This window comes from Nesterenkonia aerolata (genome assembly GCF_031470965.1).
Lineage (GTDB): Bacteria > Actinomycetota > Actinomycetes > Actinomycetales > Micrococcaceae > Nesterenkonia > Nesterenkonia aerolata.
This window is the reverse complement of record NZ_JAVKGR010000015.1, coordinates 36,157-62,712: the sequence shown is the minus strand read 5'-3', so window position 1 is coordinate 62,712 and position 26,556 is coordinate 36,157. Positions and strand designations below refer to the sequence as shown.

The 26,556-nt window shown below is 67.5% G+C and carries 26 protein-coding genes; 4 read left to right on the top strand and 22 right to left on the bottom strand.

From position 1 onward, the window contains the following. Positions 1-142: 142 nt before the first annotated feature. Genes RIL96_RS10955 through panC form a run of 4 tightly spaced genes read right to left on the bottom strand, consistent with a single transcriptional unit; the run spans position 143 to position 4,907 of the window. On the bottom strand, positions 143-328 hold the full coding sequence (locus tag RIL96_RS10955) for a hypothetical protein (RefSeq protein ID WP_310549057.1): 186 nt from the start codon (positions 326-328) through the stop codon (positions 143-145). Beyond that, a complete protein-coding gene (lysS, locus tag RIL96_RS10950) occupies positions 328-1,926 on the bottom strand; it encodes a lysine--tRNA ligase (protein WP_310549056.1) in 1,599 nt (532 codons plus the stop codon). The genes RIL96_RS10955 and lysS overlap by 1 nt, the downstream gene beginning before the upstream one ends. A 48-nt stretch (positions 1,927-1,974) precedes the next feature. Continuing rightward, positions 1,975-3,975, bottom strand: a complete 2,001-nt coding sequence (locus RIL96_RS10945) for a M13 family metallopeptidase (protein WP_310549055.1) — start codon at positions 3,973-3,975, stop codon at positions 1,975-1,977. Next, the gene (gene panC / locus RIL96_RS10940; RefSeq protein WP_310549054.1) at positions 3,972-4,907 is read right to left on the bottom strand and encodes a pantoate--beta-alanine ligase; all 936 of its coding nucleotides are present in this window, start codon (positions 4,905-4,907) and stop codon (positions 3,972-3,974) included. Before panC ends, RIL96_RS10945 begins: the two co-directional genes overlap by 4 nt. On the opposite strand from panC, the gene RIL96_RS13375 reads away from it, so the two are divergent. Next, the gene (locus tag RIL96_RS13375) at positions 4,789-5,286 is read left to right on the top strand and encodes an ATP-binding cassette domain-containing protein (protein WP_374761884.1); all 498 of its coding nucleotides are present in this window, start codon (positions 4,789-4,791) and stop codon (positions 5,284-5,286) included. The two genes, panC and RIL96_RS13375, sit on opposite strands and share 119 nt — an antisense overlap. Before the next feature lie 349 nt (positions 5,287-5,635). On the opposite strand, the gene RIL96_RS10935 is transcribed toward RIL96_RS13375, so the two are convergent. From RIL96_RS10935 to RIL96_RS10920, 4 genes are all read right to left on the bottom strand, one after another. Next, positions 5,636-6,106: a Fic/DOC family protein gene (locus RIL96_RS10935; protein ID WP_310549053.1), complete on the bottom strand. Its 471-nt coding sequence runs from the start codon at positions 6,104-6,106 to the stop codon at positions 5,636-5,638. A 7-nt stretch (positions 6,107-6,113) separates the two neighbouring features. After that, on the bottom strand, positions 6,114-6,317 hold the full coding sequence (locus RIL96_RS10930; protein WP_310549052.1) for a hypothetical protein: 204 nt from the start codon (positions 6,315-6,317) through the stop codon (positions 6,114-6,116). A 118-nt stretch (positions 6,318-6,435) separates the two neighbouring features. Then, positions 6,436-6,696, bottom strand: coding sequence for a nitroreductase family protein (locus tag RIL96_RS10925; RefSeq protein ID WP_310549051.1), 261 nt, complete (start codon positions 6,694-6,696; stop codon positions 6,436-6,438). Between the two features lie 15 nt (positions 6,697-6,711). Next, complete coding sequence (locus tag RIL96_RS10920) at positions 6,712-7,092, bottom strand: nitroreductase family protein (RefSeq protein WP_310549050.1); 381 nt, start codon at positions 7,090-7,092, stop codon at positions 6,712-6,714. A gap of 312 nt (positions 7,093-7,404) precedes the next feature. Between RIL96_RS10920 and RIL96_RS10915 the strand changes: the two genes are divergently transcribed. Further along, complete coding sequence (locus tag RIL96_RS10915) at positions 7,405-9,033, top strand: ABC-F family ATP-binding cassette domain-containing protein (protein ID WP_310549049.1); 1,629 nt, start codon at positions 7,405-7,407, stop codon at positions 9,031-9,033. Positions 9,034-9,199: 166 nt separating this feature from the next. Here the strand turns inward: RIL96_RS10915 and RIL96_RS10910 are convergent, their stop codons facing one another. The 8 genes from RIL96_RS10910 to ftsH form a co-directional block, all read right to left on the bottom strand. After that, complete coding sequence (locus tag RIL96_RS10910) at positions 9,200-10,126, bottom strand: Rossmann-like and DUF2520 domain-containing protein (RefSeq protein WP_310549048.1); 927 nt, start codon at positions 10,124-10,126, stop codon at positions 9,200-9,202. Beyond that, positions 10,123-12,006 carry a PH domain-containing protein gene (locus RIL96_RS10905; protein WP_310549047.1) on the bottom strand — a complete coding sequence of 628 codons (1,884 nt, stop codon included), beginning with the start codon at positions 12,004-12,006 and terminating at the stop codon, positions 10,123-10,125. Before RIL96_RS10905 ends, RIL96_RS10910 begins: the two co-directional genes overlap by 4 nt. Before the next feature lie 11 nt (positions 12,007-12,017). Then, on the bottom strand, positions 12,018-12,527 hold the full coding sequence (locus tag RIL96_RS10900) for a PH domain-containing protein (protein WP_310549046.1): 510 nt from the start codon (positions 12,525-12,527) through the stop codon (positions 12,018-12,020). Then, positions 12,508-13,128 carry a DUF3180 domain-containing protein gene (locus tag RIL96_RS10895; protein WP_310549045.1) on the bottom strand — a complete coding sequence of 207 codons (621 nt, stop codon included), beginning with the start codon at positions 13,126-13,128 and terminating at the stop codon, positions 12,508-12,510. Before RIL96_RS10895 ends, RIL96_RS10900 begins: the two co-directional genes overlap by 20 nt. Next, complete coding sequence (gene folK / locus RIL96_RS10890; protein WP_310549044.1) at positions 13,128-14,081, bottom strand: 2-amino-4-hydroxy-6-hydroxymethyldihydropteridine diphosphokinase; 954 nt, start codon at positions 14,079-14,081, stop codon at positions 13,128-13,130. Before folK ends, RIL96_RS10895 begins: the two co-directional genes overlap by 1 nt. A gap of 193 nt (positions 14,082-14,274) precedes the next feature. After that, entirely contained in the window at positions 14,275-15,204 is a 930-nt protein-coding gene (gene folP, locus RIL96_RS10885) for a dihydropteroate synthase (protein WP_310549043.1), read from the bottom strand. A 76-nt stretch (positions 15,205-15,280) separates the two neighbouring features. Then, positions 15,281-15,883, bottom strand: coding sequence for a GTP cyclohydrolase I FolE (gene folE, locus RIL96_RS10880; RefSeq protein ID WP_310549042.1), 603 nt, complete (start codon positions 15,881-15,883; stop codon positions 15,281-15,283). Beyond that, entirely contained in the window at positions 15,883-17,802 is a 1,920-nt protein-coding gene (ftsH, locus tag RIL96_RS10875; RefSeq protein ID WP_310549041.1) for an ATP-dependent zinc metalloprotease FtsH, read from the bottom strand. Before ftsH ends, folE begins: the two co-directional genes overlap by 1 nt. A gap of 204 nt (positions 17,803-18,006) precedes the next feature. Between ftsH and RIL96_RS10870 the strand changes: the two genes are divergently transcribed. Then, complete coding sequence (locus RIL96_RS10870; RefSeq protein WP_310549040.1) at positions 18,007-18,447, top strand: hypothetical protein; 441 nt, start codon at positions 18,007-18,009, stop codon at positions 18,445-18,447. An 18-nt stretch (positions 18,448-18,465) separates the two neighbouring features. On the opposite strand, the gene hpt is transcribed toward RIL96_RS10870, so the two are convergent. The 6 genes from hpt to RIL96_RS10840 form a co-directional block, all read right to left on the bottom strand. Beyond that, positions 18,466-19,017 (bottom strand): hypoxanthine phosphoribosyltransferase, encoded by a 552-nt coding sequence (gene hpt / locus RIL96_RS10865; RefSeq protein WP_310549062.1) that lies wholly within the window; start codon positions 19,015-19,017, stop codon positions 18,466-18,468. 63 nt (positions 19,018-19,080) lie between these two features. Beyond that, entirely contained in the window at positions 19,081-20,163 is a 1,083-nt protein-coding gene (tilS, locus tag RIL96_RS10860; protein WP_310549039.1) for a tRNA lysidine(34) synthetase TilS, read from the bottom strand. After that, a complete protein-coding gene (locus RIL96_RS10855) occupies positions 20,124-21,428 on the bottom strand; it encodes an Rv3626c family coenzyme F420 biosynthesis-associated protein (protein ID WP_310549038.1) in 1,305 nt (434 codons plus the stop codon). The genes tilS and RIL96_RS10855 overlap by 40 nt, the downstream gene beginning before the upstream one ends. A gap of 143 nt (positions 21,429-21,571) precedes the next feature. Beyond that, positions 21,572-22,051, bottom strand: coding sequence for an inorganic diphosphatase (locus RIL96_RS10850; protein ID WP_310549061.1), 480 nt, complete (start codon positions 22,049-22,051; stop codon positions 21,572-21,574). A gap of 325 nt (positions 22,052-22,376) precedes the next feature. After that, complete coding sequence (locus RIL96_RS10845) at positions 22,377-23,594, bottom strand: DNA glycosylase AlkZ-like family protein (protein WP_310549037.1); 1,218 nt, start codon at positions 23,592-23,594, stop codon at positions 22,377-22,379. An 81-nt stretch (positions 23,595-23,675) separates the two neighbouring features. Beyond that, a complete protein-coding gene (locus tag RIL96_RS10840; protein WP_310549036.1) occupies positions 23,676-24,539 on the bottom strand; it encodes a GNAT family N-acetyltransferase in 864 nt (287 codons plus the stop codon). 199 nt (positions 24,540-24,738) lie between these two features. On the opposite strand from RIL96_RS10840, the gene RIL96_RS10835 reads away from it, so the two are divergent. Then, positions 24,739-26,451, top strand: coding sequence for a carbon starvation CstA family protein (locus RIL96_RS10835; protein WP_310549060.1), 1,713 nt, complete (start codon positions 24,739-24,741; stop codon positions 26,449-26,451). Positions 26,452-26,556: the final 105 nt, after the last annotated feature.

The window sequence follows — 26,556 nt, the reverse complement described above, 5'->3', positions numbered from 1 at the left end:
CCATAGTCCCTATCCTCTCTGCTCAACAGATCGGAACAAGACCCAGGACGGTTCACGACAAGCACTGTTGAGATCAACAATCACTGAACCACGTATACCGCGGCGGCATCGCCGGGCTCAGTGAGTCCCCCTGATCAGCCGATCACTTATCAGCAGATGACGATGCGGAGTCATCAGCATCCTTGGCGTGGAATTCCTCACGCAGCTGCGCCTCACTCGCGCGCTCCTGCCGGTCCGCACGGAAAATCGCGCGAATCGCCAGCCAAAAAACCAGACCGACCCCGACAGAGGGAGCCAATACTTCAAAATACGTCCAAAATTCGTCCATCACGTCTCCTCACGGTGCGGAATCTCACCCGCACCGGAAGGTTCCGCGGCCTCCGGCTTCAACAGCGGAAAGAGGATGGTCTCGCGGATCCCCGCCCCGGAGAACAGCATCACCAAACGATCAATTCCCAGGCCGATCCCGCCCATAGGCGGCGCTCCATATTCCAAGGCACGCAGGAAGTCCTCATCGAACTGCATCGCCTCGTCGTCACCGCCTGCTGCCTTCCGGGCCTGCTCCACCAGACGTTCACGCTGGATGACCGGGTCGATCAGCTCCGAGAAGGCCGTCCCGCGCTCCATTCCACCGATGATCAGGTCCCAGGCCTCGATCACCCCGGGCTGGGAACGGTGCGGACGAGCCAGCGGCTGAGCCGCCGGCGGATAGTCGCAGACGAAGGTCGGCTGGATCAGCGTGGGCTCGACGATCTCACCGAAGAGCTCGATGACCAGCTTCTGCTCATCCCAGGCGGGGTCCACCGCCACCTCGAAACGCTCGGCCACCGCTCGAAGAGTGTCCGCGTCGGTCTCCGGAGTGATCTGCTGACCCACCGCCTCGGACAGCCCCGGGTAGACGCCCAGCCATGCCCACTCGCCGTCGAGGGAGATCGTGCCGGACTCCGTCTCGATCTGCCGGCCGGCACCGAGCGCATCGGCGACGTCGAGGATCATCTCCTGCATCCGCTCGGCCATGGTGTACATATCCGCCCAGGCCTCGTAGGTCTCCAGCGTGGTGAACTCCGGGGAGTGCGTGGAATCCACACCCTCATTGCGGAAGACCCGTCCCATCTCATAGACCCTGTCGATCCCGCCGACCACGGCACGTTTGAGATACAGCTCCGTGGCGATCCGCAGCGTCATGTCCTGATCGAAGGCATGAAGATGCGTGCGGAAGGGCCGCGCCTGCGCCCCACCGTGGATGAGGTTGAGCATCGGGGTCTCGACCTCCACATAGCCACGACGATGCAGGGTCTCACGGATGGAGCGGGTGATCGCGGCACGGCGGTAGACCATCTGCCGGGCCTCATCCCGGACGATGAGATCGGCGTAGCGCTGCCGGACGCGGGTCTCCTCGTTGAGCTCAGCATGGAGCACCGGCAGCGGACGCAGCGCCTTCGAAGCCACAGCGAAACGGTGGACCATCACCGAGAGCTCACCCCGGCGCGAAGCGATCACCTCACCGGTGACCTGGACATGGTCACCCAGGTCAACCAGCGCCTTCCAGTCCGCGAGCGCCTGCTCACCGACCTCAGCGAGCGACATCATGGCCTGCAGCCGCACGCCCTCACCGTCAGCACCGCCCTCCTGGAGCGTGGCGAAGCACAGCTTGCCGGTGTTGCGGATGAACATCACCCGCCCGGCCACTGAGACGACATCGCCGGTGGAGGCACCGGGCTGAAGCTCCGGGTACGCCGCGCGGACGTCAGCCAGGCTGTGCGTACGCTCGACGGCGACCGGGTAGGCCGGCACACCGTCATCCAGCAGGCGGTCACGCTTCGAGGCGCGGACTGCCCGCTGGTCATGGGTGTCGACGGCCTCACCGGCGGCAGGAGCCGACGTTGCGCTGTCAGAGGTCGATGCAGAAGAATTCTGGGAGCTCACGGGATGCCATTCTACGGCCCGCACGCCCCGATACGCCCGCCGGCAGAATCACCAGATGGTCACACGCTGCGCCGGAGCCAGCCACATCCCGTCACCCTCTTCGGTGCCGAAGGCCTCGTGGAAGGCATCGAGGTTCTTCACCACCTGGTTGGCGCGGATCTCAGCGGGCGAATGCGGATCCACTGACAGCAGGGTCACAGCCCGCTCCGGCCGCACCAGGAACCGCCACACCTGAGCCCAGGAGAAGAAATACCGCTGGTCAGGGGTCAGACCGTCCACCACCTCGACGGCGTCACCCTCACCCGCCTGCGCACGGTTCTGCTGCCACAGCCGGTAGGCCTGATGGGCGATGCCGAGCCCACCCAGGTCACCGATGTTCTCCCCCAGGGTCAGCTCACCGTTGACGGTGCGCTGCGGGGCCGCGGCCGGGGAGAGCTGGTTGTACTGATCCACCAGCACTGCAGTGCGCTCCTCGAAGGCCTGCCGGTCCTGTGCGGTCCACCAGTCGGTCAGCGAGCCGTCGGCGCCGAAGCGCGAGCCCTGGTCATCGAAGCCGTGGCCGATCTCGTGGCCGATCACCGCGCCGATGCCGCCGAAGTTCGCCGCCATATCCCGCGCGGCGTCGAAGAACGGGGGCTGCAGGATCGCCGCGGGGAAGCAGATGACGTTCTCCAGCGGGTGGTAGTAGGCGTTGACCGTCTGCGGGGTCATATGCCATTCCTCGGGGTCCGGACCGTCGTCGAGCTTCCGCACGTCCCGGGCCCAGGCAGCTTCGACGGCGCGGCGGACGTTGCCGACCAGATCAGCCGGGTCCACCTCGACGTCGGAATAGTCGATCCACTTCGCCGGGTAGCCGACCATCGGCCGGAAGGTGTCCAACTTCTCCAGCGCCTTCTGCCGGGTCTGCTCCCCCATCCACTCCAGCCCGGAGATGGAGCTGCGGTAGGCCTCCAGCAGGGCGTCGATCAGCTCACCCATCGCCGCCTCGGCCTGCGGCGGATAGTGCCGGGCCACATACGGCTGAGCGACGTCCTCCCCCAGGTGGGCATTGGTCAGCGCGACTCCGCGCTTCCACCGGGCTTTGAGCTGCTCGGCCCCGGAGAGCGTGCGGGAGTAGAAGTCGAAGTGCTCCTGCACCACCGCAGAGTGCAGCAGCGGGGCGTAGGCACGCAGCACCTGGACACGCAGCCAGTGCTGCCAGTCCTCCAGGCGCTCACCGGTGAGCAGCCGCTGCAGCGCCGGCAGATAGTCCGGCTGACCGACGACGATCTCCTCCGCCTGAGTATCACTGAGACCCCAACCGCGGATCGCCTCGGAGAGCAGCGGCGCGGAGTCCAGCACCTCGTGCACGCTCATCAGGTTGTACCGTTTCTGCGCATCACGCAGGGTCACCACGTCCCAGTGGTAGGTGGCGAGCTTCTTCTCCAGCTCGACGACGGCGTCGGCAGCACGGCGCGGCTCCGAGACCCCGCCCAGGCCCAGCAGCCGGGCCAGGTGGTGGCGGTAGGCCTCCAGGGTCTCAGCGTGGGTGCCGTCGCGGTAGTAGGACTCATCGGGCAGGCCGAGGCCGTCCTGGAAGATGTGCCAGAGCATCCGCTGCGGGTTCCCGGCGTCCCGCATCGCCCCGGCGGCGACGACGCTGTCCACGCCGATCCGCTGCCAGGAGGCGGAGAGGCGGACGAGTTCGGCCGGGCCGTCGACGGCGTCAATCTCCGCAAGCATCTCCCTCAAGGGTTCGAGCCCCAGCTGCTCAGCCCGCTCGGCGTCCATGAATGCCGTGTAGAACCCGCCGATGCGCGCCTGGACCTCGTCGGCAGTACCCTCAGTGCGGGCCTGCGCCGCCTCCTCCAGGATGACGCGGACATCAGCCTCAGACTTGTCCCGCAGCTCGATGAAGGCGCCGTAGGAGTCCAGGTCAGCCGGGATCTCAGCGGTGCTGAGCCACTGCCCGTTGACGTGGCGCTGGAGGTCGTCCTGGGGGCGCACGGAGGCGTCGATATAGGGGAAGGTGCGGGGGTTCTGTGCGGTCGGCTGGTGCTGCTCGCTCACGGCGATTGCTCCTCGTTGCAGGTCAGGGGCTCAAGCTCCATGTTATCGATCAGGCGTACCGGGCCGATACGGGCGGCGACCAGCGCCAGGGCAGCCGTGGTGAGGACCCCGTCCTCGGAGAGGTCCGCCGGGAGCAGCGTGCGCGGATCGGCGACGACGAGGTAGTCGAGCTCAATCTCACCGCGTGCGCGGATCTCCGCGGTGAGCCCCTCGACGTCGAGGGGCTCGCCGGCCCCGGCTCGGCGCCGGAGTTCGTCCAGGGTGCGGAAGAGGGTGAGTGCAGTCGTGTGGTCGTCATCGCTGAGCCGCCGGTTCCGGCTGGACATGGCCAGCCCGTGCTCGTCCCGGACCACCGGGACGGTACGCACGCGCACCGGCAGGGAGAGGTCCTCGACCATACGGGCGATGACGGCGACCTGCTCGGCGTCCTTCTGCCCGAACCAGGCCTGAAGCCTGGCTGGGGCGGGCGGGGCCATGATGCTGAACAGTTTGGTGACCACAGTGGCGACGCCGTCGAAGTGGCCGGGGCGGTGGGCGCCCTCGTAGCGGCGGCCGAGCTCCCCGGCGGTGACGGTGACCAGGGGGCCCTCGGGGTGGCCGGGGTACATCTCTTCGGTGCTGGGGGCGAAGATCAGCTGCGCACCGTGGGCGGTGAGCAGGGCGAAGTCGCCGTCGAAGTCCCTGGGGTAGAGGCGGTAGTCATCCGGGTCGTCGAACTGCAGAGGATTGACGAAGACGGAGGCGATGACGATGTCGGCGGTCTCCTGTGCGGCCTCCAGCAGTGCGGCGTGGCCCTGATGTAGGGCGCCCATCGTGGGGACCAGGCCGACGACGGGCGGGGCGGCGTCCTCACGGGCGGGCAGGGCGTGCACAGCCTCGGTGAGGGCGGCGCGGAACTGCGCGGCGGTGGTCAGCACACGTGGCGGGGTCATCCGGAACAGTCTATGGGGTGGGGTGGGGCCGGTCTGCGCGCCCGGTGCTGCACGACGAACGACGCCTACACCTCACGCAGCCCCACGGCATTTCGACACACTCGGCGACGAGTGGGACATCGACACCCGGGCACGCACTGCTCTGGAGAACATCGGGTTGACCGCCCTCGGCCTGGACAGGACGATCGCCACACTCTCCGGCGGTGAAACGATACTGACAGCACTGGCCGGGCTGCGCCTCTGCGGCGATGACATCGTGCTACTGGACGAGCCCACCTTTCAAAGAGGGGGTATCTCGTGTGCATTGACCTTCCAGGGGTACCAACGGGCCGTGACGACCAGCAGTAGTGCCCGGGACCAGTACCAGCTTGCTGCCTAAGCCGGGCAGCGCCCGAAGGGGCTGGCAGTGCAGGGGTTCAGAGTGATAGGGACCACGGGCCTCTACCGGCTGGTCGGTGTGGTGGCGGGTTCCCGAAGTCGTGAATGCGGCGTTGGACCGCCGTGTGGAGTTCGGCATCAAGCTGACGCGGTGTGCGTGTGGGCCGGGGCGCGAAGAATCGTTGGTTGACTTCGGACATCTTCTGCCCCAGTTCCTCCCGACGTGTCACGGCTTCGGCATCGAACAGTGCAAGACGGATCAGGGCCTCGATGCCTTTCTCATCCCGTGCGATGGCGACAGTACGGGCGTGAGCGAATGTGTGGGGGTCGATCTGGTGCCAGTCGATGATTCACCCGGCTTCGGCAACCAGTTGGTTGAAGAAGATGAACTGGCTTCTGGTGTTCACATCCCGGAACGGGTGTAGCACCGTGGTCTCACCCCACACCCACGCCAGCCCGGCAGAGAACTCATCAGCCTCCCGGCCACGCAGCAGGCCCATCCGATGCAGGGCGATGAAGATGCGTTCGGCTTCTGCTGGGATGAACTCAGGACGGCAGTGGGCCAGCCCCGTTCCGCCTGGTCCGGTGTCGGTGGTGCGTAGTTGCCCGCCCCAGGTGTAGAAGCCCTCCACCAGTCGAGCATGGATAGCTTGCAAGTGGGGTAGGTCGAAGTTCCCGTTGATGGGGTGGTCTGCCAGCTCACCGAGACGTTGGGCGATGACCGCGGTCTCGGCCTTCTTCCATCCTTCCGGGTCGGTGAACCCGGGAATGTTGATCAGAACATCAGTGCCCGGGTACGCATACGGGTCCTGGACAGCCATGTGGTCCTCATCGGCCAGGGGTGCCGTACTGTTCTTGCAGCTCAGCCAGACGCAATTCGATGGCCTCACCAGCGCTGAGTTCACTGCGCAGGACTCGCTCACGCAGAGCAATATCCTCAGGTGCTTCATCGGCTCCGGCCATCTGCTGAGCGGTGTTCGAGGCGATCTGGATACGGTCAATCTCTGCCTGAGAACGGACTCGGGTTGCCATCACGGGGCTCCTTCCACCAGGTGTTGCCCACACCCTCTATGATTCTACCGCGCGGCAGCTCTCGGTGGTGGGGTTATCCACAACCCACGGGTCGCCGGGCCGTTGACTATGCTGCGGGTCAGTCAGCGGGGTAGCCGATCGGCAGCAGACCCGGCACTGTGTGTGAAGGCGGCACCAGGTCTTTTGCCGCTGTTTGCCTTTTCTGTGAGTCAAGGCTGCCGAGAAAGACCGTGCCCAACGCGTTCTCCGCAGCCCATAGGTAAATGTTCTGCATCAGCAACCCCGCTTCGAACCAACAGAACCGCTCACCCTTGCTTGGCCCCTGGGCTTTGAATGCATCGTTCGCGGCGGCCAGGTCAGCCGAAAGCAGCAATGTCACAGGACACTCCGCGATTCATACCGCGTCAAGCGTTCCTTCAGCAAGAAGCGCACGGTGATCCCCCTCTTGACCAACGGTCAGCACATGATCTTCAGCGAGGTAACGGTAAGCGGCAGGGGCAAGCCCATCCACGCCACAGGCGATCACCGTGACGGTGACGTCGTATCTGGCATATGCCGAGCCGTAAGGCCGCTGGTGGCCGGGGGCGACACCGAAGGCAGTATTCAACAGCTGCCCCAAGGTTTCGATGCTCAGCCCGTCAGGGCCGTATGACTTGAATGATCTACAGTGCCGCAGGAGCGTCGCAAGCCTGCCATGAGCCTTTGACGAACTCAGCTCAACGCAGCATCGAGCCTGACGGCCACCAGCTTCATGGCTCTCATTCGGGTGCGACATGTTCCCACCCTTCATAACGCATCATGCTTCCACGCCCGGCTGGGACAGGGGGAACGTCTCGTCAGCGCCCCCTAACCCCAAAAGGGGACTTCTACGTGAGGCACGACCCTTTGCTACGCGGGGACTTTCTCTGAGTCTTGCCGATGCATTGTCTCCCCACATGAGGACCGGTAACCTGATCGTCACCGGCAACCTCAGGAGAGTGCTCATCATGCTGCGTCACGGCCATCTCACCGCGTAATACGCGCTGACGCCTGCGCAGCTGCCTCCTCAGCTCCTCCGTCAGCGCCCCGCTGACCGTCGTGGAGCCCCATGTCACTCACCCAGAACCCCTCGATCGTTCTCACCGACGTCACCTTCACCTGGCCGGACGGCACTGTTGTCCTGAAGGATGTCGACGCCGCCTTCAACCCCGGACGCACCGGTCTGATCGGTGACAACGGCTCCGGCAAGACCACGCTGCTCCGGCTCCTGTACGGCGAGCTGACACCCTCATCCGGCACGATCCACACCTCAGGGCATGTCGGGTATCTCCCTCAGCAACTCACCCTGAACACCGCCACCACAGTGGCCGATCTGCTCGGAATCCGGGAGCAGCTCGATGCACTGCGAGCGATCGAGTCAGGAGACGCGGCCCCACGGCATTTCGACACACTCGGCGACCAGTGGGACATCGACACCCGGGCACGCACTGCCCTGGAGAACATCGGGTTGACCGCCATCAGCCTGGACAGGAGGATCGCCACACTCTCCGGCGGTGAAACGATACTGACAGCACTAGCGGGGCTGCGCCTCTGCGGCGATGACATCGTGCTGCTGGACGAGCCCACCAATAATCTCGACCGCGCCGCACGGCACCAGCTCTACGAGGCGATCACGGCCTGGCAGGGAGCCCTGATCGTGGTCAGCCATGACGTCACGCTGCTGGACCTCATGGAGGAGACGGCCGAACTGCACTCAGCCTCGCTGCGGCTGTTCGGCGGCGGCTACACCTCCTACCGGCAGCAGCTGGGACAGGAGCAGGCAGCCGCCGAGCAGGCCCTGCGCACTGCGCAGCAGAGGCTTCAGACAGAGCAGAAGCAGCGCATCGAGGCACAGACCAGGATCTCCCGGCGCCAGAGGTACGCACGCAGCGACCATGCCAAGAAGCGCAAGCCGAAGATGGTGATGAATCAGCGCGTAGCCGACGCCCAGGTCTCCGCCTCAAGACTGCGCAGCACACACGACGCCGACGTCGCCGACGCCCGCCGTGCCGTCGAGGAACTGTCCGGCCGTGTGCGAGACGACGCCCACATCCGCATCGAGCTGCCTGGCACGGATGTCCCCGCCCGACGGCGGCTGGCCGAACTCAGCGATGACCGAGGGACCAGGATCCTCATCCAGGGGGCTGACCGGGTCGCGCTCACCGGCCCCAACGGCATCGGCAAGACCCGCCTGCTCCAGAGGCTCGTTCACGACCGGCGCGCCCGGCACCAGTCAGTTCATGCGAGGCGGCATACCGAGCGGGTCGGCTACCTGCCCCAGCGGATGGACCACCTCGACGACGACGCCACGATCCTGGAGACGATACGCTGTGCCGCACCGCGGACCCCGCCCGGCGAGATCCGGGCAGGTCTCGCGCGATTCCTCTTCCGGGGCGACACCATCCACCGCCGGGTGGGTGATGTCTCCGGCGGCGAGCGATTCCGGATCGCGCTGGCCCAGCTGATGCTAGCCGATCCGCCGAATCAGCTGCTGGTCCTGGATGAGCCCACCAACAACCTGGATCTGGCCAGCATCGACCAGCTCATCAGCGCCCTGACCAGCTACCGGGGAGGGATCCTCGTCGTCAGCCATGACGAGGCCTTCCTCGCCCGCCTGAAGCTCAGCACCTGGATCACGCTGGATGCTGACGGGCTCCACCTTGACCGGCCGCCTCTGCCCGGGACAGAGGAACCCTGAACTGTGCGGTACCGAGTGCCGGGCACCGGCACTCACGTGTCATAGCTGCCTGCCCGGTTCATAGGCCTATGCAGGCCGGTGTCGGCAGGAGGCTATGACCGGTGACAACAGGCGCGCTGAGGCCGCGCATCATCCGGGAGAAAGTATGAACGCGGAGGCTCGCACCTCACGGGGAGAGGACGTCGAGAAGCTCGGCGGCCGTCGCCTCACTGATCAGGCCACGTTCCACAGCCCGCTGAGCCGTGGCCCGCGCCATCGCGGTGTACGCGGCCCGCAGATCAGCGGGCAGCTGACCCGCACTCTCCGCCTCGGACAACACACGCACATGGTGGGCCACCGTGCCGACGTCGCCGCGGGCCACCGGCCCGGTCAGCGCACCGGCACCGGAGGCGAGCGCATTATCCAACGAGGCCTGCATCAGCGGAGCCAGCACTCGGTCAGCCTGCTCGATGCCGATGGACTGCAACAGCTCCGCCGACTGCCCCGCCACCGTGTTCAGGTGGTTCGAGGCATGGGCCAACGCGGCGTGGTAGACACCCCGGTCAGCCTCCGCGACGACGACGGGCTCCCTGCCCATCTCCACCACCAGCGCCTGGGCGATGGGCAGCACGGGAGCCGCCGCAGTCACCGCGAAGGAACAGGCAGAGAGCCGCTGGATGTCCATGCTCAGCCCGGTGAAGGTCATCGCCGGGTGGATCGCCAAGGGGATCGCCCCCTGCTGCTGTGCCGCCTGCAGCACCTCAGTGCCGAACCGGCCGGAGGTGTGGATGATCAGCTGCCCCGGTTGGATGCATCCGGCCTCCGCCGCTCCGGAGACCACCTCGGCCAGCACGTCATCAGGCACGGCCAGCAGCACCAGCTCGGAGCGGCGGAAGATCTCGGGGACCTCCAGCATCGGCACCCCGTCCAGCAGCGCCTCGGCACGGGTCCGCGACGCTTCCGAGACCGCGTGGACACCCACCACCTGGTGCCCGGCCGAGCGCAGTGCGGCACCCAGGACGGCACCGACCCGGCCGGCCGAGATCACACCGACGCCGAGCCGGCCCTCGCGCGCCGCCGGATCATGCGGGGAAGGGTACGGGTCAGCGATCATCGGCGCTCCTGAGAAGCCTCAACACGGCCTGATCCGGCAACCACCGGGCCCTCGGCGTCGGCCGTCTCCGTGTTGACCAGCTTCTCGAACTGCTGCTGCTCCTCGGGCAGCATCCACTGGTTACGGTCGCTGAACCGCCGGGCCACCGCCGCGTGCTCGGACTCCCGCTGGAACAGCTCACGCACCGCCTCGATGTCCTGGTTCTGCACCATCACCTGGAACGGCCCGGCGGGGACGTGCAGGTGGATGCGTGCCAGACGGCGGCGGCGGGCCAGCGGGCCGCCCTCGATGCTCAGCGACTGGATCCGCTCATGGGCCATCATCGTCAGCCGCGGCACCAGGCGCCCATCGCGGAACATGGCCGTGGACGGCGTCGTGGCGAACCCACGACGACGGCGCACCCACGGGTCGAAGAGCCAGGCGCGCTTCGGGCCGCAGGTGAAGCTCCCCTCATCCCCGCGCCCCCGCAGTCCCTCGAGGAAGAGCTCCTGCGGGTTCTCCACGCGCAGGTCAGGGAACATCGCGGCGGTGACGGCCATGACGTCGTCGATCTTGCCCACCGGCAGCAGCACTGAGCGCGACTCACCGGCACCGTACCCGGCCACCACGACCTTCACCGTGTACCAGCCGCAGGGCCGCCAGAGCGGGGACTGAGAGATCTGCAGCGCCTGCACCCGGCCCGGAGGCACAGTCTGCGTGGTGGTCTCCAGCAGTCCGTACCGCATCCGCAGCCCCGCCTGGGTCATGCTCGCGGTGAAGCGGAAACCCTTATTGATCTGCTGGTAGTAGCCCATGACGACGACGATCAGCGCCGGGATCAACGAGGTCAGGAACGACCCCCAGCCCACGGCCCCCACGCCTGCGACCAGCGCACCGAGATCCTGGTCCTGCGTGAAGAGGACGGTCCCCAGCGCGATGACCCCCATCGAGATGAGCCACAGCACGGCCAGCACGGCCACCACCAGTGTGCCCCAGCCCAGCACCACTGAGCCGATGAGCCGGGCGACGGGCACCCGGGCGATGAGCTGCTCGCCGGTGACGCCTGAGCCCAACGCCGGTGCAGTCGTCCCATCGTTGCCGTGGTGGGCCGCGCTGCGCACGGCATCATCCACGGCGCCGTCATCGCTGCCGCTGTCCATCGTGCCGTCGACAGTGCCGGCGACAGCGTCGTCTCTGTTGCCTCTGATGCTGTCTTCAGCGCCCCCCAGCCCGGCGGTCTGATGCGCACCAGCATCCGGGGCCACAGGTGCGCCCCGCCCCGCAGCGCGGTCCATGATGTCCCGACGCAGGTCCTCGGCGTCGCCGCGCTTGAGGAACTGCAGCGAGGCGGCAGTGCCCTCACCGTCGGCGACTTCGAACTTCAGCTCCGCCAGCCCGGTCAGCCGTGCCAACAACGGCTGCCGCAGGTCCACGGCCTGCACCCGGTCGATCCGGGCCTGCCGGTGCTGGCGGACGAAGACCCCGGACTTCACCATCACGTGCTCGTCGGTGATCTTGTACCGGGTGAACCACCAGCTGAGCAGGAATCCGCCGAAGATGAGGGCCACCACCAGGAGGAACACTCCCCCACCGATCAGGAACGGCGTGGGGTCGCGTTCGAACTCGTCGATGGCCTGGCCGGTGGTGATGACCTCCCAGAGGGTCACCCAGTTCTCCCAGTTATAGCTGAGGAAGACCGCCGGGATCGCGATGAGCGTCACCCAGCCACGCACCAGAGGGCTCAGCGGGTGGACCTTCGTCCAGGTCTCGTCGAACCACGACTCCGAGGCTGGCTCCTGCAGGGCTCGTTCCTCCGGGGCTGGTTCCTGCGGGGCCGCATCCTCCGAGGTGCGGCCGTCCTGGGAATCCGAAGTGGGCTCCGGGGAATCCTGCGTGCTCATCGGCTCACCCCTCACAGACCGGCCAGACGGGCCTGACCGCGGGCGGAGAGCTCATCACGCAGCCGCGCACCCTCATCACGCACCACCCCGGGGATGGCGGCATCGGTGGCGGCAGAGGCAGTCTTCAGCTCCACGCTGCAGAGCTGGAACTTACGCATGATGGGCCCGGCCTCGATATCCACGTACTGCAGGCGCCCGTAGGGCACGGCGACGACGCGCTGGAACAGCAGGCCGGTGCGGATGAGCAGGTCGTCGTCGCGCTCGTGATAGCCGATGGCGCGGACCCGCCGCGGGATCAGGAACAGAGAGATCGCCGCCCAGACTGCCGTGATGCCCAGCGCCGTCAGGCACAGCCACAGCGGCAGGCCGATGATGTCCAGCAGGGTCAGCACCAGCGGGGCGGCGACGATGGCCAGAGTGACGAACCAGCTGGTCACCGCCCCGATCATCCGTACGGTGATGTACCGGGGATCGACCCGGGTCCAGGTGATCCCGGCCGGGTCAATCGGTTCCGCGGGCATAACCCTCCTCGCCTCGGCGCCCGGGACCCCTGTGCCCCCGGCGGTATTCCTCGTCCCTGTGCTCAGCTGCGCTGTGTGCGGAGGCTCCCTCGTCAGGCGGCAGACGGCAGAGATGCTCGACGATGAAGCCCACGATCACCCACCCTAGTCCCCCGAGCGCCATGACGACCGCTGACTGGGCATTGGCCGTGGTGATACCCACCTGCGGGGCCAGGTGCAGCAGGATCCCAGCGTGCCAGCCGAGGATGATCGCCCCGGCATAGGCGGCGGCCTGCGCGGCGGCGACCACGCGCACGGCGAACAGCGGTGAGATACGCCGCACCGGTGTCGGTTGGCGCGGCTCCTGTTCCCCGCCGGCCTCTTTCCGCGCTCTGCGCTCCCGTTCCCGACGTGCGGCGGCCTCCAGACGTGCCATATCCCGCCGGACGACGATCCCTAAGGTGAGGATGATCAGCGCCACGCCGATGAGCGTGATCAGTGCAGAGTACGGCAGCACCGGGGCCCCGTACCCGGCGCCTGCCATGGCCGAGGCGGCCAGGAGGCCGAGGATCACCGCGCCGGCGCAGATCGCCAGCAGCCACAGCGGACGCAGGCGACTCATCACAGGCCGCCTTCGCTGGCGTCGTCGAACCGGCGCACTCCGGCGGCGTCAGCGGCGCGGGCGGCCAGCTCACGCACCGGGGCGCCCTCAAGCAGGGCGATCGGGTCCATCCAAGACCACGGAGCCAGCACGAAGGCCCGCTCAGCCGCGCGCGGATGCGGGATGCGCAGCCGGTCGGAGTCGATCTGCGCGCCGGCGTAGGTGATGACGTCGACGTCGAGCGTGCGCGGCCCCCATCGGACCTCGCGAGTGCGCTGGTGTGCCGCTTCGATCCGCTGTGCCACATCCAGCAGGGCGTGCGGCGAGAGCGTGGTCTCCACTTCGAGAACCTGGTTCAGAAACTCCGGCTGGCCCTCGGGCCCGCCGACCGGTGCGGTGACCGCCAGCGGTGAGCGCCGCAGCAGCCGCACCCCTTCAGCCTCGGCGAGCGCGGCGACCGCCTGCTGCAACGTGGTCGCGGAATCTCCGAGGTTCGATCCCAGCGCGAGCACTGAGCGGACGGGGAAGTCGGCGGCGAGGTCCGGGTCGCGGAGGGTCCGTCCGCCGGGTGCGGCGATCTCACCCGGGGCGGGGCGCTGCTGGGCGCCGACGTCGTCGCGGTTCCGGGTGATGGTCACGGCCACGTCGTCGACACGCTGGCTCAGCGGGGCCTCGGGCTTGTGGACGGTGACCTGTGCTGCTTCGATGCGCGCATCACCGCGCAACACGTCTACGGCGATACGCTCGGCCAGGGCTTCGATGAGGTCGTAGGGGGCGCCGGTGATCGCGGATTCGACGACGTCGGCGATCTCCGCGTAGTTCACCGTCTCGCGGAGCTCGTCGGAGGCGCCGGCGCGGCGCAGATCCACGCTCAGCTCGACGTCGACGCGGAACTGCTGCCCCTCGCGCCGCTCGTGGTCGAACACGCCGTGGCGGCCGACAGCGGTGACGCCGGTGAGCCGGATCCGGTCCATCCTCGGTGCTCCTCCCCTTACCTGGGCAGTCCGTGGCGCACAGCCCCCTGACGGTGACAGTCTCGCATCTTCAGGGCAGCAACGGCGCGGCAGCACCTCTCCCACCCGGGTATCGAGAATCCCTGGCTTTGTGAGGTATCCCGCTGTATGTTCCACGGGATACCTCACAAACCCAGGGATTCTCGATCGGGGGTTAGGTGCGGAGCTGGGCGATGACTCGCACCGCATCGAGGTTCGCCTCGACGTCGTGGACCCGCACCGCCCACACACCGGCGTCAGCGGCGAGCGCGGTCAGCGCCAGCGTCGCCGCATCCCGGCCCTCCGCCGGGCGCCTGCCCGAGGAGTCAGCGAGCAGCTCCCCCAGGAAACCCTTCCGGGAGACCCCGAGCAGCACCCGGGTGCCATCAGCGGTGAAGCGGTCCAGATGCCGCAGCAGCGTCCAGGACTGCTCAGCCGTCTTCGCGAATCCGATCCCCGGGTCGACGATGATCCGCTCCTGCGCGACACCCGCGTCCAAGTACCGGCGGCGGATCTGGTCCAGCTCGGCGAGCACCTCGGCGACGACGTCGTCGTACACCGCGTGGTCCTGCATGGTCTCCGGGACGTCCCGGTTGTGGGTGATGATCACCCGCACACCGGTGCGCGCCACCAGCTCAGGCATCGCCGGGTCGGTCACCAGCCCGGAGACATCGTTGATGAGCACCGCATCCCGGTGCGGTGCCGCGGCGATGGCCGCCTCCGCCGTCTCCGGATGCCGGGTGTCCACTGAGACCAGGGCACCAGCGGTGAACAGCGCCTGCACCGCGGTGATGATCCGCTCACGCTCCTCACGGGCCTTGGTCGGCGTCGCGCCGGGGCGGGTGGATTCGCCGCCGACGTCGACGATGTCAGCTCCGGCCTGGTGCAGCGCCAGCCCGGCCTTGACGGCAAGCTCGTGATCGACCTTCCCGTCGGTGACGAAGCGCCCGCCGTCGGAGAATGAGTCAGGGGTAATGTTCAGGACACCCATGATGAGTGTGCGATCAGTGGGCAGCTGGTCAAAATGTGCCGGAGCAGCCTTCCGCACCACTCTGAGCACACCGGTGTTGGGGCCGGTTCCGGGCATCGCACCCAATGTGTCCATCTGCTCGCTCCCTCTGCCGTGATTGCCTCTGTTGTGATTGCCTCGGCCGTGGTCCCGTTGGTGATCCCGTTGATGATCAGCCGCGCATGATGAGGCTCATCGCCTCCGAGCGGGTCGCCGGATCCCGCAGCTGCCCTCGCACTGCCGAGGTGATGGTCTTCGCCCCCGGCTTCGCCACACCGCGCATCGACATGCACAGATGCTCACATTCGACGACGACGATCGCCCCCTGCGGTGCCAGGTGCTCCATCAGCGCATCGACGATCTGACTGGTCAGCTGCTCCTGGACCTGCGGACGCTTGGCGTAGATGTCCACCAGCCGGGCCAGTTTGGACAGCCCGGTGACGTGGCCCTCCGCCGAGGGGATGTAGCCGACGTGGGCGACCCCGTAGAACGGGACCAGGTGGTGCTCGCACATCGAATACAGGGAGATGTCGCGCACGAGCACCAGCTCCTCGTGGCCGATGTCGAACGTGGTCGCCAGCAGCTCCGCCGGATCTTCGTGCAGGCCCGAGAAGGCGTCAGCGTAGGCTCCGGCCACCCGCGTCGGCGTCTCCCGCAGACCCTCACGGTCCGGGTCCTCGCCGACCGCCAAGAGGATCTCACGGACCGCGGCCTCGATCCGCGGCAGGTCCACCCCGGCGGTCTCATGCCCCGGTGTCTGCCCCTGCGCTGCCATCACGAGTCCTCCTGTTCAACGGTCTCCCCGCTGATCAGGATGGGCCGCTCCGGGGAGGACTCCCAGACCCGCCGGCGCGGGCGCTTGCGCACATCGTGGAAGATCTGCGCGACCTCGTGGGCGTTGAGCGTCTCGACGCGCAGCAGCTCCTCGGCCAGCCGGTCAAGCACGTGGCGGTTCTCGATCAGCGCCTGATACGCCTCATCGTGCGCCTCCTCGATGATGGCGCGGACCTCGGTGTCGACCACGGAGGCCATCTGCTCGGAGTAGTCGCGGCCGGTGGCCATCTCCTTGCCGAGGAACGGATTGGAGTCCCCGGAGCCCAGCTTCACCGAACCCACTTTGGAGCTCATCCCGTACTCAGTGACCATCCGCCGCGCGGTCTCGGTCGCCTTCTGGATGTCATTGGCCGCACCGGTGGAGGGATCGTGGAAGATGATCTCCTCGGCCACTCGGCCGCCCATCGCGTAGGCGATCTGATCGAGCAGCTCATTGCGGGTGGTGGAGTACTTATCCTCCTCCGGGACGACCATCGTGTAACCCAGCGCCCGTCCGCGCGGCAGGATAGTGATCTTGGTGACCGGGGCCGAGTAGTTCAACGCCGCGGCGACGAGCGCGTGGCCACCCTCGTGATAGGCGGTGACCCGGCGCTCATGGTCCTTCATCAGCCGGGTGCGCTTCTGCGGGCCGGCCATGACACGGTCGATGGCCTCGTCGACGGCGCGGTCGTCGATGAGGTCTGCGTTGGAGCGAGCGGTGAGCAGCGCGGCCTCGTTGAGCACGTTGGCCAGATCAGCACCGGTGTAGCCGGGGGTCTTGCGGGCGATGGCGTCGAGGTCCAGGCCCTCCACCATCGGTTTGCCCTTGGCGTGGACGCCCAGGATCGCCCGCCGTCCGGCGAAGTCGGGGGCCTCCACCGGGATCTGCCGGTCGAAGCGGCCCGGGCGCAGCAGGGCCGGGTCGAGCACATCGGGGCGGTTCGTGGCGGCGATGACGATGATGTTCGCGTTGGCTTCGAACCCATCCATCTCCACCAGCAGCTGGTTCAACGTCTGTTCGCGCTCGTCGTTGCCGCCGCCGACGCCGGCGCCGCGCTGACGGCCGACCGCGTCGATCTCATCGACAAAGATGATCGCCGGGGCGTTCTCCTTGGCCTGCTTGAACAGGTCACGGACACGGGAGGCGCCGACGCCGACGAACATCTCCACGAAATCGGAGCCGGAGATGGAGTAGAAGGAGCCGCCGGCCTCGCCAGCCACCGCCTTCGCCAGCAGCGTCTTACCGGTGCCGGGCGGGCCGTAGAGCAGCACGCCCTTGGGGATCTTCGCACCCAGGCGCTGGAACTTCTCGGGCTCGGAGAGGAACTCCTTGATCTCATCGAGCTCCTCGACGGCCTCCTCCGCGCCGGCGACGTCGGTGAAGGTCACCTGCGGAGTGTCCTTGTCGAACATCTTGGCCTTGGACTTGCCGAACTGCATCACCCGGGAGTTCCCGCCGGACATGCGGGTGATCAGCCAGATGAACAACAGCGCGATCAGCAGGAACGGGATCATGAAGCCGAGCATGGAGAGGAACCAGTTCGACTGCTCGGGCTCATCGGTGTAGCCCTCGAGGTCGCCGTCGTCGACGGCGGCGACGACGTTCTCCGCCCGCGCCTCGGAGAAGTAGAAGTAGATGCTGCGGCCCAGGTCCTCGCCGTCCTGCTCGTAGGCTTCCTCGAGCTGGAGGTCCACACGGTTGTCGGCGTCGTCGATCTGCGCTTCGGTCACCCCGCCGTCCTGGAGCATGCCCATGCCGACGTTGGTGTCCACCCGGTTGCCTGCGCCCGAGCTGAAGAGCATGGGTACGACGAGCAGCAGGGCGGCGACCGCCAGCAGGATCCAGAACAGGGGTCCGGCGAAGAACTTCTTCAAAGTCAACCAGCTCCGTGGGGTAAGTGGACACGCCCGGGGACGGTGCGCAGCGCGTGGTCCCAGGACATACAGCCTCCCCATACGGTACCTGCCGTGCGCGCGTGCCCTGATCCGCAGGGCCGACGTTCGCGACCGGCTGAGGCCGATGAGGTCTTCTCGCGCTGAATCCGGGTGCCGGTGTCATACAAGAACGGTGGGATACTCAGGACCATGGAGCAGAACACATATCAGGCGCAGGCTGGTCATGAGCGCTCAGGAGCGGGACTGCTGCCGCTGATCGTGACCGCCGCAGTGGCGGTGGTCGTGGGATGCGGGCTCGGACTGTTCAGCGGCTGGGCGCTCTTCGGCCAGAACGGCGAAGACGCCGAGGCGGACGGTGACGCGGGCTCCTACGCCTCGATGGCATGCGCGGTCCTCGAGGATATGCCCGAGCAGATCGACGCCGGCGATCTGGGACTCCAAGAGGCCCGCACCGCAGCGCTGACATCTTTGGCCCCGCTGACCGAGGCCGCGGCGCTGCAGGACTCTGCCTACGACGAGCTGGCCGCCCACGCCGTCGACATCAGGACTGGAGTCCAACGGTTCGACGTCGAGAAGATCAACGCCGGGATCGACGGTCTGCGTGAGGAATGTGAGGCGCTCGAGCTCTGAACGGAGGCCTCTGGGCACTCACTCGTAGACGTGCGGGGCGAGGATCCCGACCGAATCCAGATTGCGGTACTTCTCCGCGAAGTCCAGCCCGTAGCCGACGACGAACTCATTGGGGATGTCCATCCCCACATACTTGACGTCGATGTCCACCTTCACGGCCTCCGGCTTACGGAACAGCGTGCAGATCTCCACCGAGGCCGGGCCGCGCGACTCCAGGTTGGCCTTCAGCCAGGACAGGGTCAGCCCGGAATCGATGATGTCCTCGGCGATGAGCACATGCCGGTTGAGCAGGTCAGCATCGAGGTCCTTGAGGATTCGCACCACACCGGAGGACTTCGTGCCCGAGCCATACGAGGACACTGCCATCCAGTCCATGGTCAGATGCGAGTGCATCGCCCGGGAAAGGTCCGCCATGATCATGCAGGCACCTTTGAGCACGCCGACCAGCAGCACCTCGCGGCCCTCGTAGTCGCGGTCGATCTGGGCCGCCATCTCGCGGACCCGCTGGTCGATCTCCTCCTTGGTGTAGAGGACTTCCTTCAGGTCTGCGGAGACGTCCTTGGCGTCCATGTTCTCCATCTCCTGCCGGGGTTCGGCGCGGTCGGTGCGAGTTCGCTGAGGATTCGTCGGGGTTCACGCAGGGCCGCCGACTCCGACGTCGTCGGCGGGGCCGGGCGCGCCCGGTGGAACGAGCACCAGTTTTCCATACTCAGGGGACCCCGTGGTGCCCCGATACACCTGGACCCCGCCCTCCATCTGCACCGGCCCGGCCGAGCCCCTCCGCGCGCGCAGCCCTTCCGCGGCCTCCAGCCGCTCCATCGACGGCCGCGTCCCGCCGACGGCGATCACCGCCAAGGCCAGCACACGACGCCGGATCGCCGGGGACAGCGCCTCCAGTCGGGCCAGATCGAAGCGGATGCGACCATGGGTGTCCGGGTCTTCGAGGAGGTCCGCGAAGCGGCGCTGGGCTTCGGCATCGAGGTGGTCGGCATCATCGGCGGCGATGCGCGCCGTGCGGGACAGGGCCTGCCGGATCGCCGGGGACAGGCGCTCCTCCAGCAGCGGGAGGATCTCCGTCCGGATCCGCGAGCGCAGCAGCGCGGGGTCACTGTTGGCGGGATCATCCCAGGCGGTCAGCTGGGCGTGGGCGCAGATGGTCTCAGTGTCCTGGCGGGACAGCTCCAGCAGCGGCCTGTGGAAGGGACCGCGGCGGCGCGGGATGCCGGCCACGGATCGGGTTCCGGAGCCGCGGGCGAGGCCGAGCAGCACTTGTTCGGCCTGGTCATCGCGGGTATGGGCCAGCAGGATCCGCTGAGCCGCAGTGGATTCCATCGCACGGGTGAAGGCACTGTACCGGGCTGTCCGGGCGGCCGCTTCGGGGCCGTCCGGTGAGCGGTCATCCACCTGCACACACTCAATCACCACCGGGGCCAGGCCGAGCTCGCGCAGCTGCTGCGCCGCCGTCGCCGTCACCGCGGCGCTGTGCGGATGCAGCCCGTGATCGACGACGACCCCGCCCACCCGCGCCTGCCCGCGGCGCACGTGGTACGCCGCCGCGGCCGCCAAGGCCAGGGAATCCGCGCCACCGGAGCAGGCCACCAACGCCAGTCCGTCCTCGGGCAGCACCTCGGCGACGGCGCGGCGCGCAGCAGCCACCGGCTGCGGCAGAGCAGGGCTCACGCCGCCGTCGGGGACAGGCCCATCCGGGCGATCCACCGGTCCGGATTGTGCAGCTCATGCTCGCTGGGCAGAGTCTCGGGGGATTCCCAGATGCGATTGAAGTCCTCCATCCCGACGCGCTCCACCACGTGGCCCACGAACCGCTGCCCGTCCACGTACTGGCGGGCTTTGACGTCGAGCTGGAGCATCCGGCGGATGAGGCGTTCCAGGACGCCGCGGTTCTGCGCCCGGGCATCGAAGCGGCGGCGGATGGTCTTCACCGAGGAGACGATGGAGGAGTCCACGTGGTCCATGATGTGGTTCGCGTGGCCCTCCAGCAGGCTCATCACCGCCGTGGCCTGAGAGAACGCCTCACGGCCCTCTTCAGTGGCGATCACCTCGAGCACCCGGTTGCGCGGGGGGACGACGTCGCCGTCGGCGTCACGCTGCTGACCCCGCTCAGCACGGCGGCGGGCGCGGCGTTCCGCGCGGGAGGATCCCCGGGCTTCGCGCATCTCGTCCTTGACCTGGGCGAAGGCCTCACGAAGGCGTTCGCTGAGCACATCGCCGGCACCGAGCGTGGTGGTGGACATCGTCTCCATCAGGCTCATCAGGTGCTCCGGCAGCCACGGCGCGGCGGCGAACTGCACCCGGTGGGTCTGCTCGTGCAGGCACACCCAGAGCCGGAAATCCTCGGGTTCGAGGTTGAGCTGACGGCGGACCTCGACCATATTCGGGGCGACGAGCATCAGCTGACCCTGTGTGCCCTGCCGCGGGCCGGGGGCGAACGGATCGAACTGACCCAGCACGTTGGCGGAGAGGAACGCGAGGATCCCTCCCATCTCCGTGCCGGTCAGCGCCGAACCGAAGACCTGGGAGCTGGAACCCTCGCGGAGCATATCCGGTTTGCTCTCCAGGGCGGCCTTCAGCGAGGGAGCGAGAATGCGGCGGAAGGTGCGGGCGTTGGCGCGGGACCACGTGGGACGGTCCACGATGAGGGTGTCCTCAGGGTCCGCGCCGAGCCCCTCGGCGGCGGGGATACGTGAGATGCGGTGGACGTGGTCGACGGCGGCGAGCGCGGCGGCACGCAGTGCGGAGACCTCGACGGCGGCCTCCCGGGCGGAGAGCTTCGGGCCGGGCGGGACCAGCGTGCGGGAGGCGTGTTCGACGACCTCCCAGTTGATGAGCAGGTCCGCAGCCTCGTCCTCAGTAGGCCCGGGGGGCTGCTCCTTCGCCTGTGCGATGGCCTGATCGGTGTCCTTGCCGATGTCTTCGTCGGTGTCCTGGTTGGTCCGCTCCGCCGTGCGCATCATGTGTGCCATCTCATCACAGGAGTCTGTGCATTGCCCGGAGGCCCGGGCGCTGCCCCCGAGGCATCGAGTCCCCGGTTCCCGCCGCGTGTCGGGCCGAAAATGACCGAAAGTGCGTCGGGAACCGGGGACTCGATGAGCGGAGTGGGGGCAGCTCAGCCCTGGAAGCGCTCGATGGAGCGCTGCAGCTCCGCCTCAGCCTCCTCGCGGCCGGCCCACCCCTCGATCTTGACCCACTTGCCCGGCTCGAGGTCCTTGTACCGGGTGAAGAAGTGCTCGATCTCCTTACGGGTCCATTCGTCGAGGTGCTCGAGCTCAGTGATGTGGTCGAAGCGCTTGTCGTCGGGGACGCACACGAGCTTGGCGTCGCCACCGCCGTCGTCGGTCATGTTCAGCATGGCGATCGGCCGCGCCTCGACGACGACGCCCGGCAGCAGCTCCACGCCGGGGATCCAGACCAGCGCGTCGAGCGGGTCACCGTCCTCACCGAGGGTGTCGTCGAAGTATCCGTAGTTGGTGGGGTACTGCATCGGCGTGAACAGGACCCGGTCCAGGCGGATGCGGTGGGTCTCGTGGTCGATCTCGTACTTCACACGAGAGCCGGTGGGGATTTCGATGGTGACGTCGCGGATCAGGGCCACGGATCCTCCTTGCGGGAACGGGTGTCGGAGCACCGTTGGTTCGATGTGCGCTCACAGACTACAGAACCCCGGTGTCCTGCCGCACCGGCTGCTCACGCGGCTCGGAAGGCCCACAGGCGCGGGGTGTCAGCCTCACAGCATGGATGGTCTGGTCACCGATGGTCTGGTCACCGAGCGGCTGCGGCCACGATGATCTCTCCTTCGATGCGGCACTGGCCCTGCATCCCTCATCGAGGGAGAGAAAGTTGTGCTCGTCATCGGCGAGTCGCCACCACCTTTGCTCCCTCGATGGCCGGGTGCGCCGGGTGACGCAAGACAGTCAGCCTGGGAGGGCGACGTCGGCGGCACCGAGCTGGGTGGCGAGGGTCTTCGCCGCCGCACGGGTGCGCGCCGTCGCCGCTCGGCGGGACACACCCTTCTCGGGGAAGACGCCGTTGATCCGCAGCGTGTCCCCCGACCGCTGCACATCCGCCCGGGCCACCATCTGTGACCCGGAGAGCACACCCATCACATAGTGCCCGTACACCCGCTTCGCCGCCGGAACATAGGCTTCGAACAGGTAGTCGAACCCCAAGATCCGTGAGGCCCGACGCCGGTCCCGCAGCAGCGGATCGAACGGCCCGATGAGCCGTGCCTGATTCACCGGACCCAGCTGACCTGCCGAACTCAGCGCCTCGCCGGTCGGCTCCGCCTGCTCCAGCTGCTCAGCGACCTCCGAGGTACACCACCCCGGGGTACGCCAACCGTCGACGGCCAGCGGCACCAGACCAGCCGCGCGCACCCCCGCCTCCGCCTGCCCCGGAGACAGGTGATAGTGATGCGCGATGTCGGCCTCCGTCGCCACCACCAGACTCCCCACTGCGCGGCGAGACAGCCTCGCCAGCACCTCATCCTCCGGCTCCGCAGCCCTCGGACCGGCGGCGTCGCCGTCGAACACCTCAGCGGGCAGTCCGCGCTCGGGCAGATCGAACAGCCTCGTGGTTCCCTCCCGCGCGGTGATCACCAGCTCACCGGCACGGACCATCAGCTCAGCGGCCTTCTTGATCTCCGACCAGTTCCACCCCGTAGTCCGCTCGCCTGCGCCCGCGCCGGTCTCAATCGCGCCGATCGGCGCCCCACCCGGATGATCAGCGACCACGGTGAGGATCTGCTGCCGCACACGCGCTGAGAGCACCCTCTCCACGTGATCGCGGTGCCGGGCGCGGGAGTACCGCAACAGTGGCCAGTCCTCCACGGGGAACAGACAGGCGACCTTGGTGAACGCTTCGAACCCGACCCGCTCACCGCCGAACGGCCCCGCCGGCCACAGCGCAGCGTCCACCCGCTCCGCCCGTGCGCGCCGCGGCAACCGTGTCAGGGAGGTCAGCCGCTGGGCGGTGGACACACGCATCAGCGGATCCAGCTGCAGCAGCCCCACCTGCCGGAGCACCTGCGCGGCATCCTGCTGCGGCGCCTCCGCAAGGGACACCCCCGGTGCTGGGATCATCTGACCGGCGACGACGACGTCGCGCACCGCCGCAGCACTGACTGACAGCATCGGCTCCCCCTGCTCTCCTGCTCTTCCCGACCTGGGCCGCTCTGCTGACCTGGGCACCATCGCAGGGTTGACGGCAACAGACTACGAGGGCTCGGCGTGGTGCTCATCGTAGGGCTCATAGCTCGGTGCGAAGTCCCCGTCGAAGAAGCTGGCCAACCGTGCAGACCCGCTGACCTGCACGGACCACTCCGGCCGGGCGAAATCCTCCGCCTGCAGCTCGAAGCGGTCCTCGCGCTCCACCGATCCGTGGGCATCGACCACGCGCCGACTGCCTGTGATCCTATACCCGAGCGCACGCGAGACCCGCTGTGAGGCGTCATTCCACTGATACGCCCCGGAGACGGCCACCTGGGCACCGAAATGATCGATGGCCCACAGCAGCATGGCCGCGCGCATCTCCCGGCCGTAGCCTTTGCCCTGTTCATCAGCGCGCAGCCAGCTGCCCGAGCTGATCTGCCGCAGTGTCTGCCACTGCGAGGCCGAGCAGTCCTGCATCCCGATCAATCGCTCCCCTGGAGCCTCATTCCCGGAGGCCTCTTTCCCCTGACCCTCTTCCCCGGGGCTGTCTTTCAGGAACACTGCGAACATGAGATACCAGTCATCCGGACCGATCCGCCCGCGGGTGGACCACAGCCACGGCAGGGAGCTGCGGACCAGCTCTTCCGAGGTCTTCTCGTTCCACGGCGAGACGAACGGGTTCCGGTCCGCCCGCACGATGCCGGAGGTCGCCGCGGCCACGTAGTCCGGGAAATCAGCCTCTCGGACCACGCGCAGCACCAGCCGCGGAGACTCGATCCGCAGCCCGAACGGCGGCCAGATCTCCTCCAGGCTCTGCTGCGAGTCCCCCACCCGGATGCTGTACCGATGGCGTCCAGCCCCGGCCACATCCTCCCCGATGGCACCATTTCCGCTGGTCACCCTGTCACGGTCGCCCTGCCCGTTCATCCCGTGTCACTCCTCGTCACTGCTCATCACTGCTGGTCAGCCGCCTGCGCTGGACTCCCCGAAGAACACGGTACTATGATCCGCATCACACTACGCATCAGTACGCAGAGCGCGGGGCACCACCCGGAACACCACAGAATCGACCAGCCTCGCGCTCAGCCGTCTGCATCCACTGCTGAAGGGGCTCCCTATGGATGGCATCAACTCTCTCGTGCTCGCCGTCATCGGCGTCGCGATGATGGCGGCGGGATACTTCCTCTACTCGAAGTTCCTCTCGAAACGGGTCTATAAGCTCAACGCCGAGTTCAAGACTCCCAGCCATGAATTCCACGACGGCGTCGACTTCGTCCCCACCAATAAATACGTGCTCTGGGGCCACCACTTCACCTCCGTGGCCGGCGCCGCGCCGATCATCGGCCCCGCCGTCGCGGTGATCTGGGGCTGGCTGCCGGCCTTCCTCTGGGTGGTCTTCGGCACCGTGTTCCTCGCCGGCATGCACGATCTCGGCTCCCTCTGGGCCTCGGCCCGCAACAAGGGCCAGTCCATCGGCACACTCTCCGGCCGCTACATCGGCGCCCGCGGCCGCAACCTCTTCCTCGCCGTGATCTTCCTGCTGCTGCTCATGGTCGTCGCCGCCTTCGCCGTCGTCATTTCCGGGCTGCTAGTGGCCCAACCGGGCGCGGTGATCCCCACCTGGGGTGCACTGATCGTCGCACTCGGCGTGGGCCAGGCGATCTACCGGTTCAAGATGAACCTGGCAGTGGTCTCGATCGTCGGCGTTGCCGCGCTCTACGGGCTCATCCTGCTCGGTGACAGCTATCCCATCGAACTGCCGGATCCGATGATGGGCATGAATCCGCAGGGCTTCTGGATCGTGCTGCTGTTCATCTACGCGGCGATCGCCTCCATCCTGCCGGTGTGGGTGCTGCTGCAGCCGCGCGACTACATCAACGGCATCCAGCTCTTCATCGGCTTGGGCATCCTCTACGGCTCCGTCATGCTCGCCACCCCCACTGTGGTGGCTCCCGTATGGAATGACAACGTCCCTGCTGACACACCCTCCATCGTGCCGCTGCTCTTCGTGACCATCGCCTGCGGGGCCATCTCGGGGGCGCACGGGATCATCGCCTCCGGCACCACCTCCAAACAGCTGGATCGGGAGACCGACGCCAGGTTCATCGGCTACTTCGGCGCCGTGGGCGAGGGGCTGCTGGCCGTCGGAGCGATCATCGCCACCACTGCCGGATTCCAGTCATTGCAGGAATGGGAAGGTGTCTACGAGTCCTTCTCCTCCGGCGGTGTGCCGGTGTTCGTCGAAGGCGGCGGGGCGATCATGAACGCCGGGCTGGGCATCCCCGCCGGGCTCTCGGCCACGATCCTGGCGACGATGGCAGTGCTCTTCGCCGCCACCACCATGGACACGTGCATGCGGCTGAAACGGTTCGTCATCCAGGAGATCGGTCAGCTCGCCGGGGTCCGTCTGGGCACTGTGGTGGCCACGCTGCTTGCCACCGGCCTGGGCCTGGCGCTGACCTTCTCGCAGGGCGGCGACGGCTCCGGAGGACTGCTGATCTGGCCGCTGTTCGGCACCACCAACCAGCTCATGGCCGCACTGACCCTGGTGATCCTGACGATCATGCTGATGCGCAAGGGCCGCCCGTTCCTGCCGGTGCTCATCCCGGGGCTCTTCGTCCTGGTGATGAGCACCTGGGCAGCGATCGTCCAGCTGGGCACCTTCTACGCCAACGGCGAGTGGCTGCTGCTGACCATCGACATCGCGATCATCATCGCCGCAGCCTGGGTGCTGGTGGAATCGGTGGTCGCGATGGCCCAGGCACGGAAGCTGCCCCGTGAGCCGGAGGACGAGGAGGCGCTGACCGCTGAGGAGCGGCTGCCGAGCGAACGTCGCTGACCTCAGCTGAGGCTCTGCGGCGCCTCGCCCAGTCCGGGATGAGACACCCAGCGCGGTCCGGTACGATGTGTCCGATCACACATCGTACCGGACCGTGCCGCCTGT

Bases quoted from the DNA above. Each gene is read 5' to 3' on its own strand.
- RIL96_RS10840 (WP_310549036.1), bottom strand. From the start codon at position 24,539: ATGAACGGGCAGGGCGACCGTGACAGGGTGACCAGCGGAAATGGTGCC.
- folP (WP_310549043.1), bottom strand. From the start codon at position 15,204: ATGGACACATTGGGTGCGATGCCCGGAACCGGCCCCAACACCGGTGTG.
- RIL96_RS10845 (WP_310549037.1), bottom strand. From the start codon at position 23,594: ATGCTGTCAGTCAGTGCTGCGGCGGTGCGCGACGTCGTCGTCGCCGGT.
- folK (WP_310549044.1), bottom strand. From the start codon at position 14,081: ATGGACCGGATCCGGCTCACCGGCGTCACCGCTGTCGGCCGCCACGGC.
- RIL96_RS10930 (WP_310549052.1), bottom strand. From the start codon at position 6,317: ATGGCAACCCGAGTCCGTTCTCAGGCAGAGATTGACCGTATCCAGATC.
- folE (WP_310549042.1), bottom strand. From the start codon at position 15,883: ATGGCAGCGCAGGGGCAGACACCGGGGCATGAGACCGCCGGGGTGGAC.
- RIL96_RS10920 (WP_310549050.1), bottom strand. From the start codon at position 7,092: ATGTCGCACCCGAATGAGAGCCATGAAGCTGGTGGCCGTCAGGCTCGA.
- RIL96_RS10910 (WP_310549048.1), bottom strand. From the start codon at position 10,126: ATGATCGCTGACCCGTACCCTTCCCCGCATGATCCGGCGGCGCGCGAG.
- RIL96_RS10935 (WP_310549053.1), bottom strand. From the start codon at position 6,106: ATGGCTGTCCAGGACCCGTATGCGTACCCGGGCACTGATGTTCTGATC.
- RIL96_RS10955 (WP_310549057.1), bottom strand. From the start codon at position 328: ATGGACGAATTTTGGACGTATTTTGAAGTATTGGCTCCCTCTGTCGGG.
- RIL96_RS10915 (WP_310549049.1), top strand. From the start codon at position 7,405: ATGTCACTCACCCAGAACCCCTCGATCGTTCTCACCGACGTCACCTTC.
- RIL96_RS10855 (WP_310549038.1), bottom strand. From the start codon at position 21,428: ATGGCACACATGATGCGCACGGCGGAGCGGACCAACCAGGACACCGAC.
- RIL96_RS10870 (WP_310549040.1), top strand. From the start codon at position 18,007: ATGGAGCAGAACACATATCAGGCGCAGGCTGGTCATGAGCGCTCAGGA.
- RIL96_RS10900 (WP_310549046.1), bottom strand. From the start codon at position 12,527: ATGCCCGCGGAACCGATTGACCCGGCCGGGATCACCTGGACCCGGGTC.
- panC (WP_310549054.1), bottom strand. From the start codon at position 4,907: ATGACCCCGCCACGTGTGCTGACCACCGCCGCGCAGTTCCGCGCCGCC.
- RIL96_RS10905 (WP_310549047.1), bottom strand. From the start codon at position 12,006: ATGAGCACGCAGGATTCCCCGGAGCCCACTTCGGATTCCCAGGACGGC.
- RIL96_RS10895 (WP_310549045.1), bottom strand. From the start codon at position 13,128: ATGAGTCGCCTGCGTCCGCTGTGGCTGCTGGCGATCTGCGCCGGCGCG.
- hpt (WP_310549062.1), bottom strand. From the start codon at position 19,017: ATGGACGCCAAGGACGTCTCCGCAGACCTGAAGGAAGTCCTCTACACC.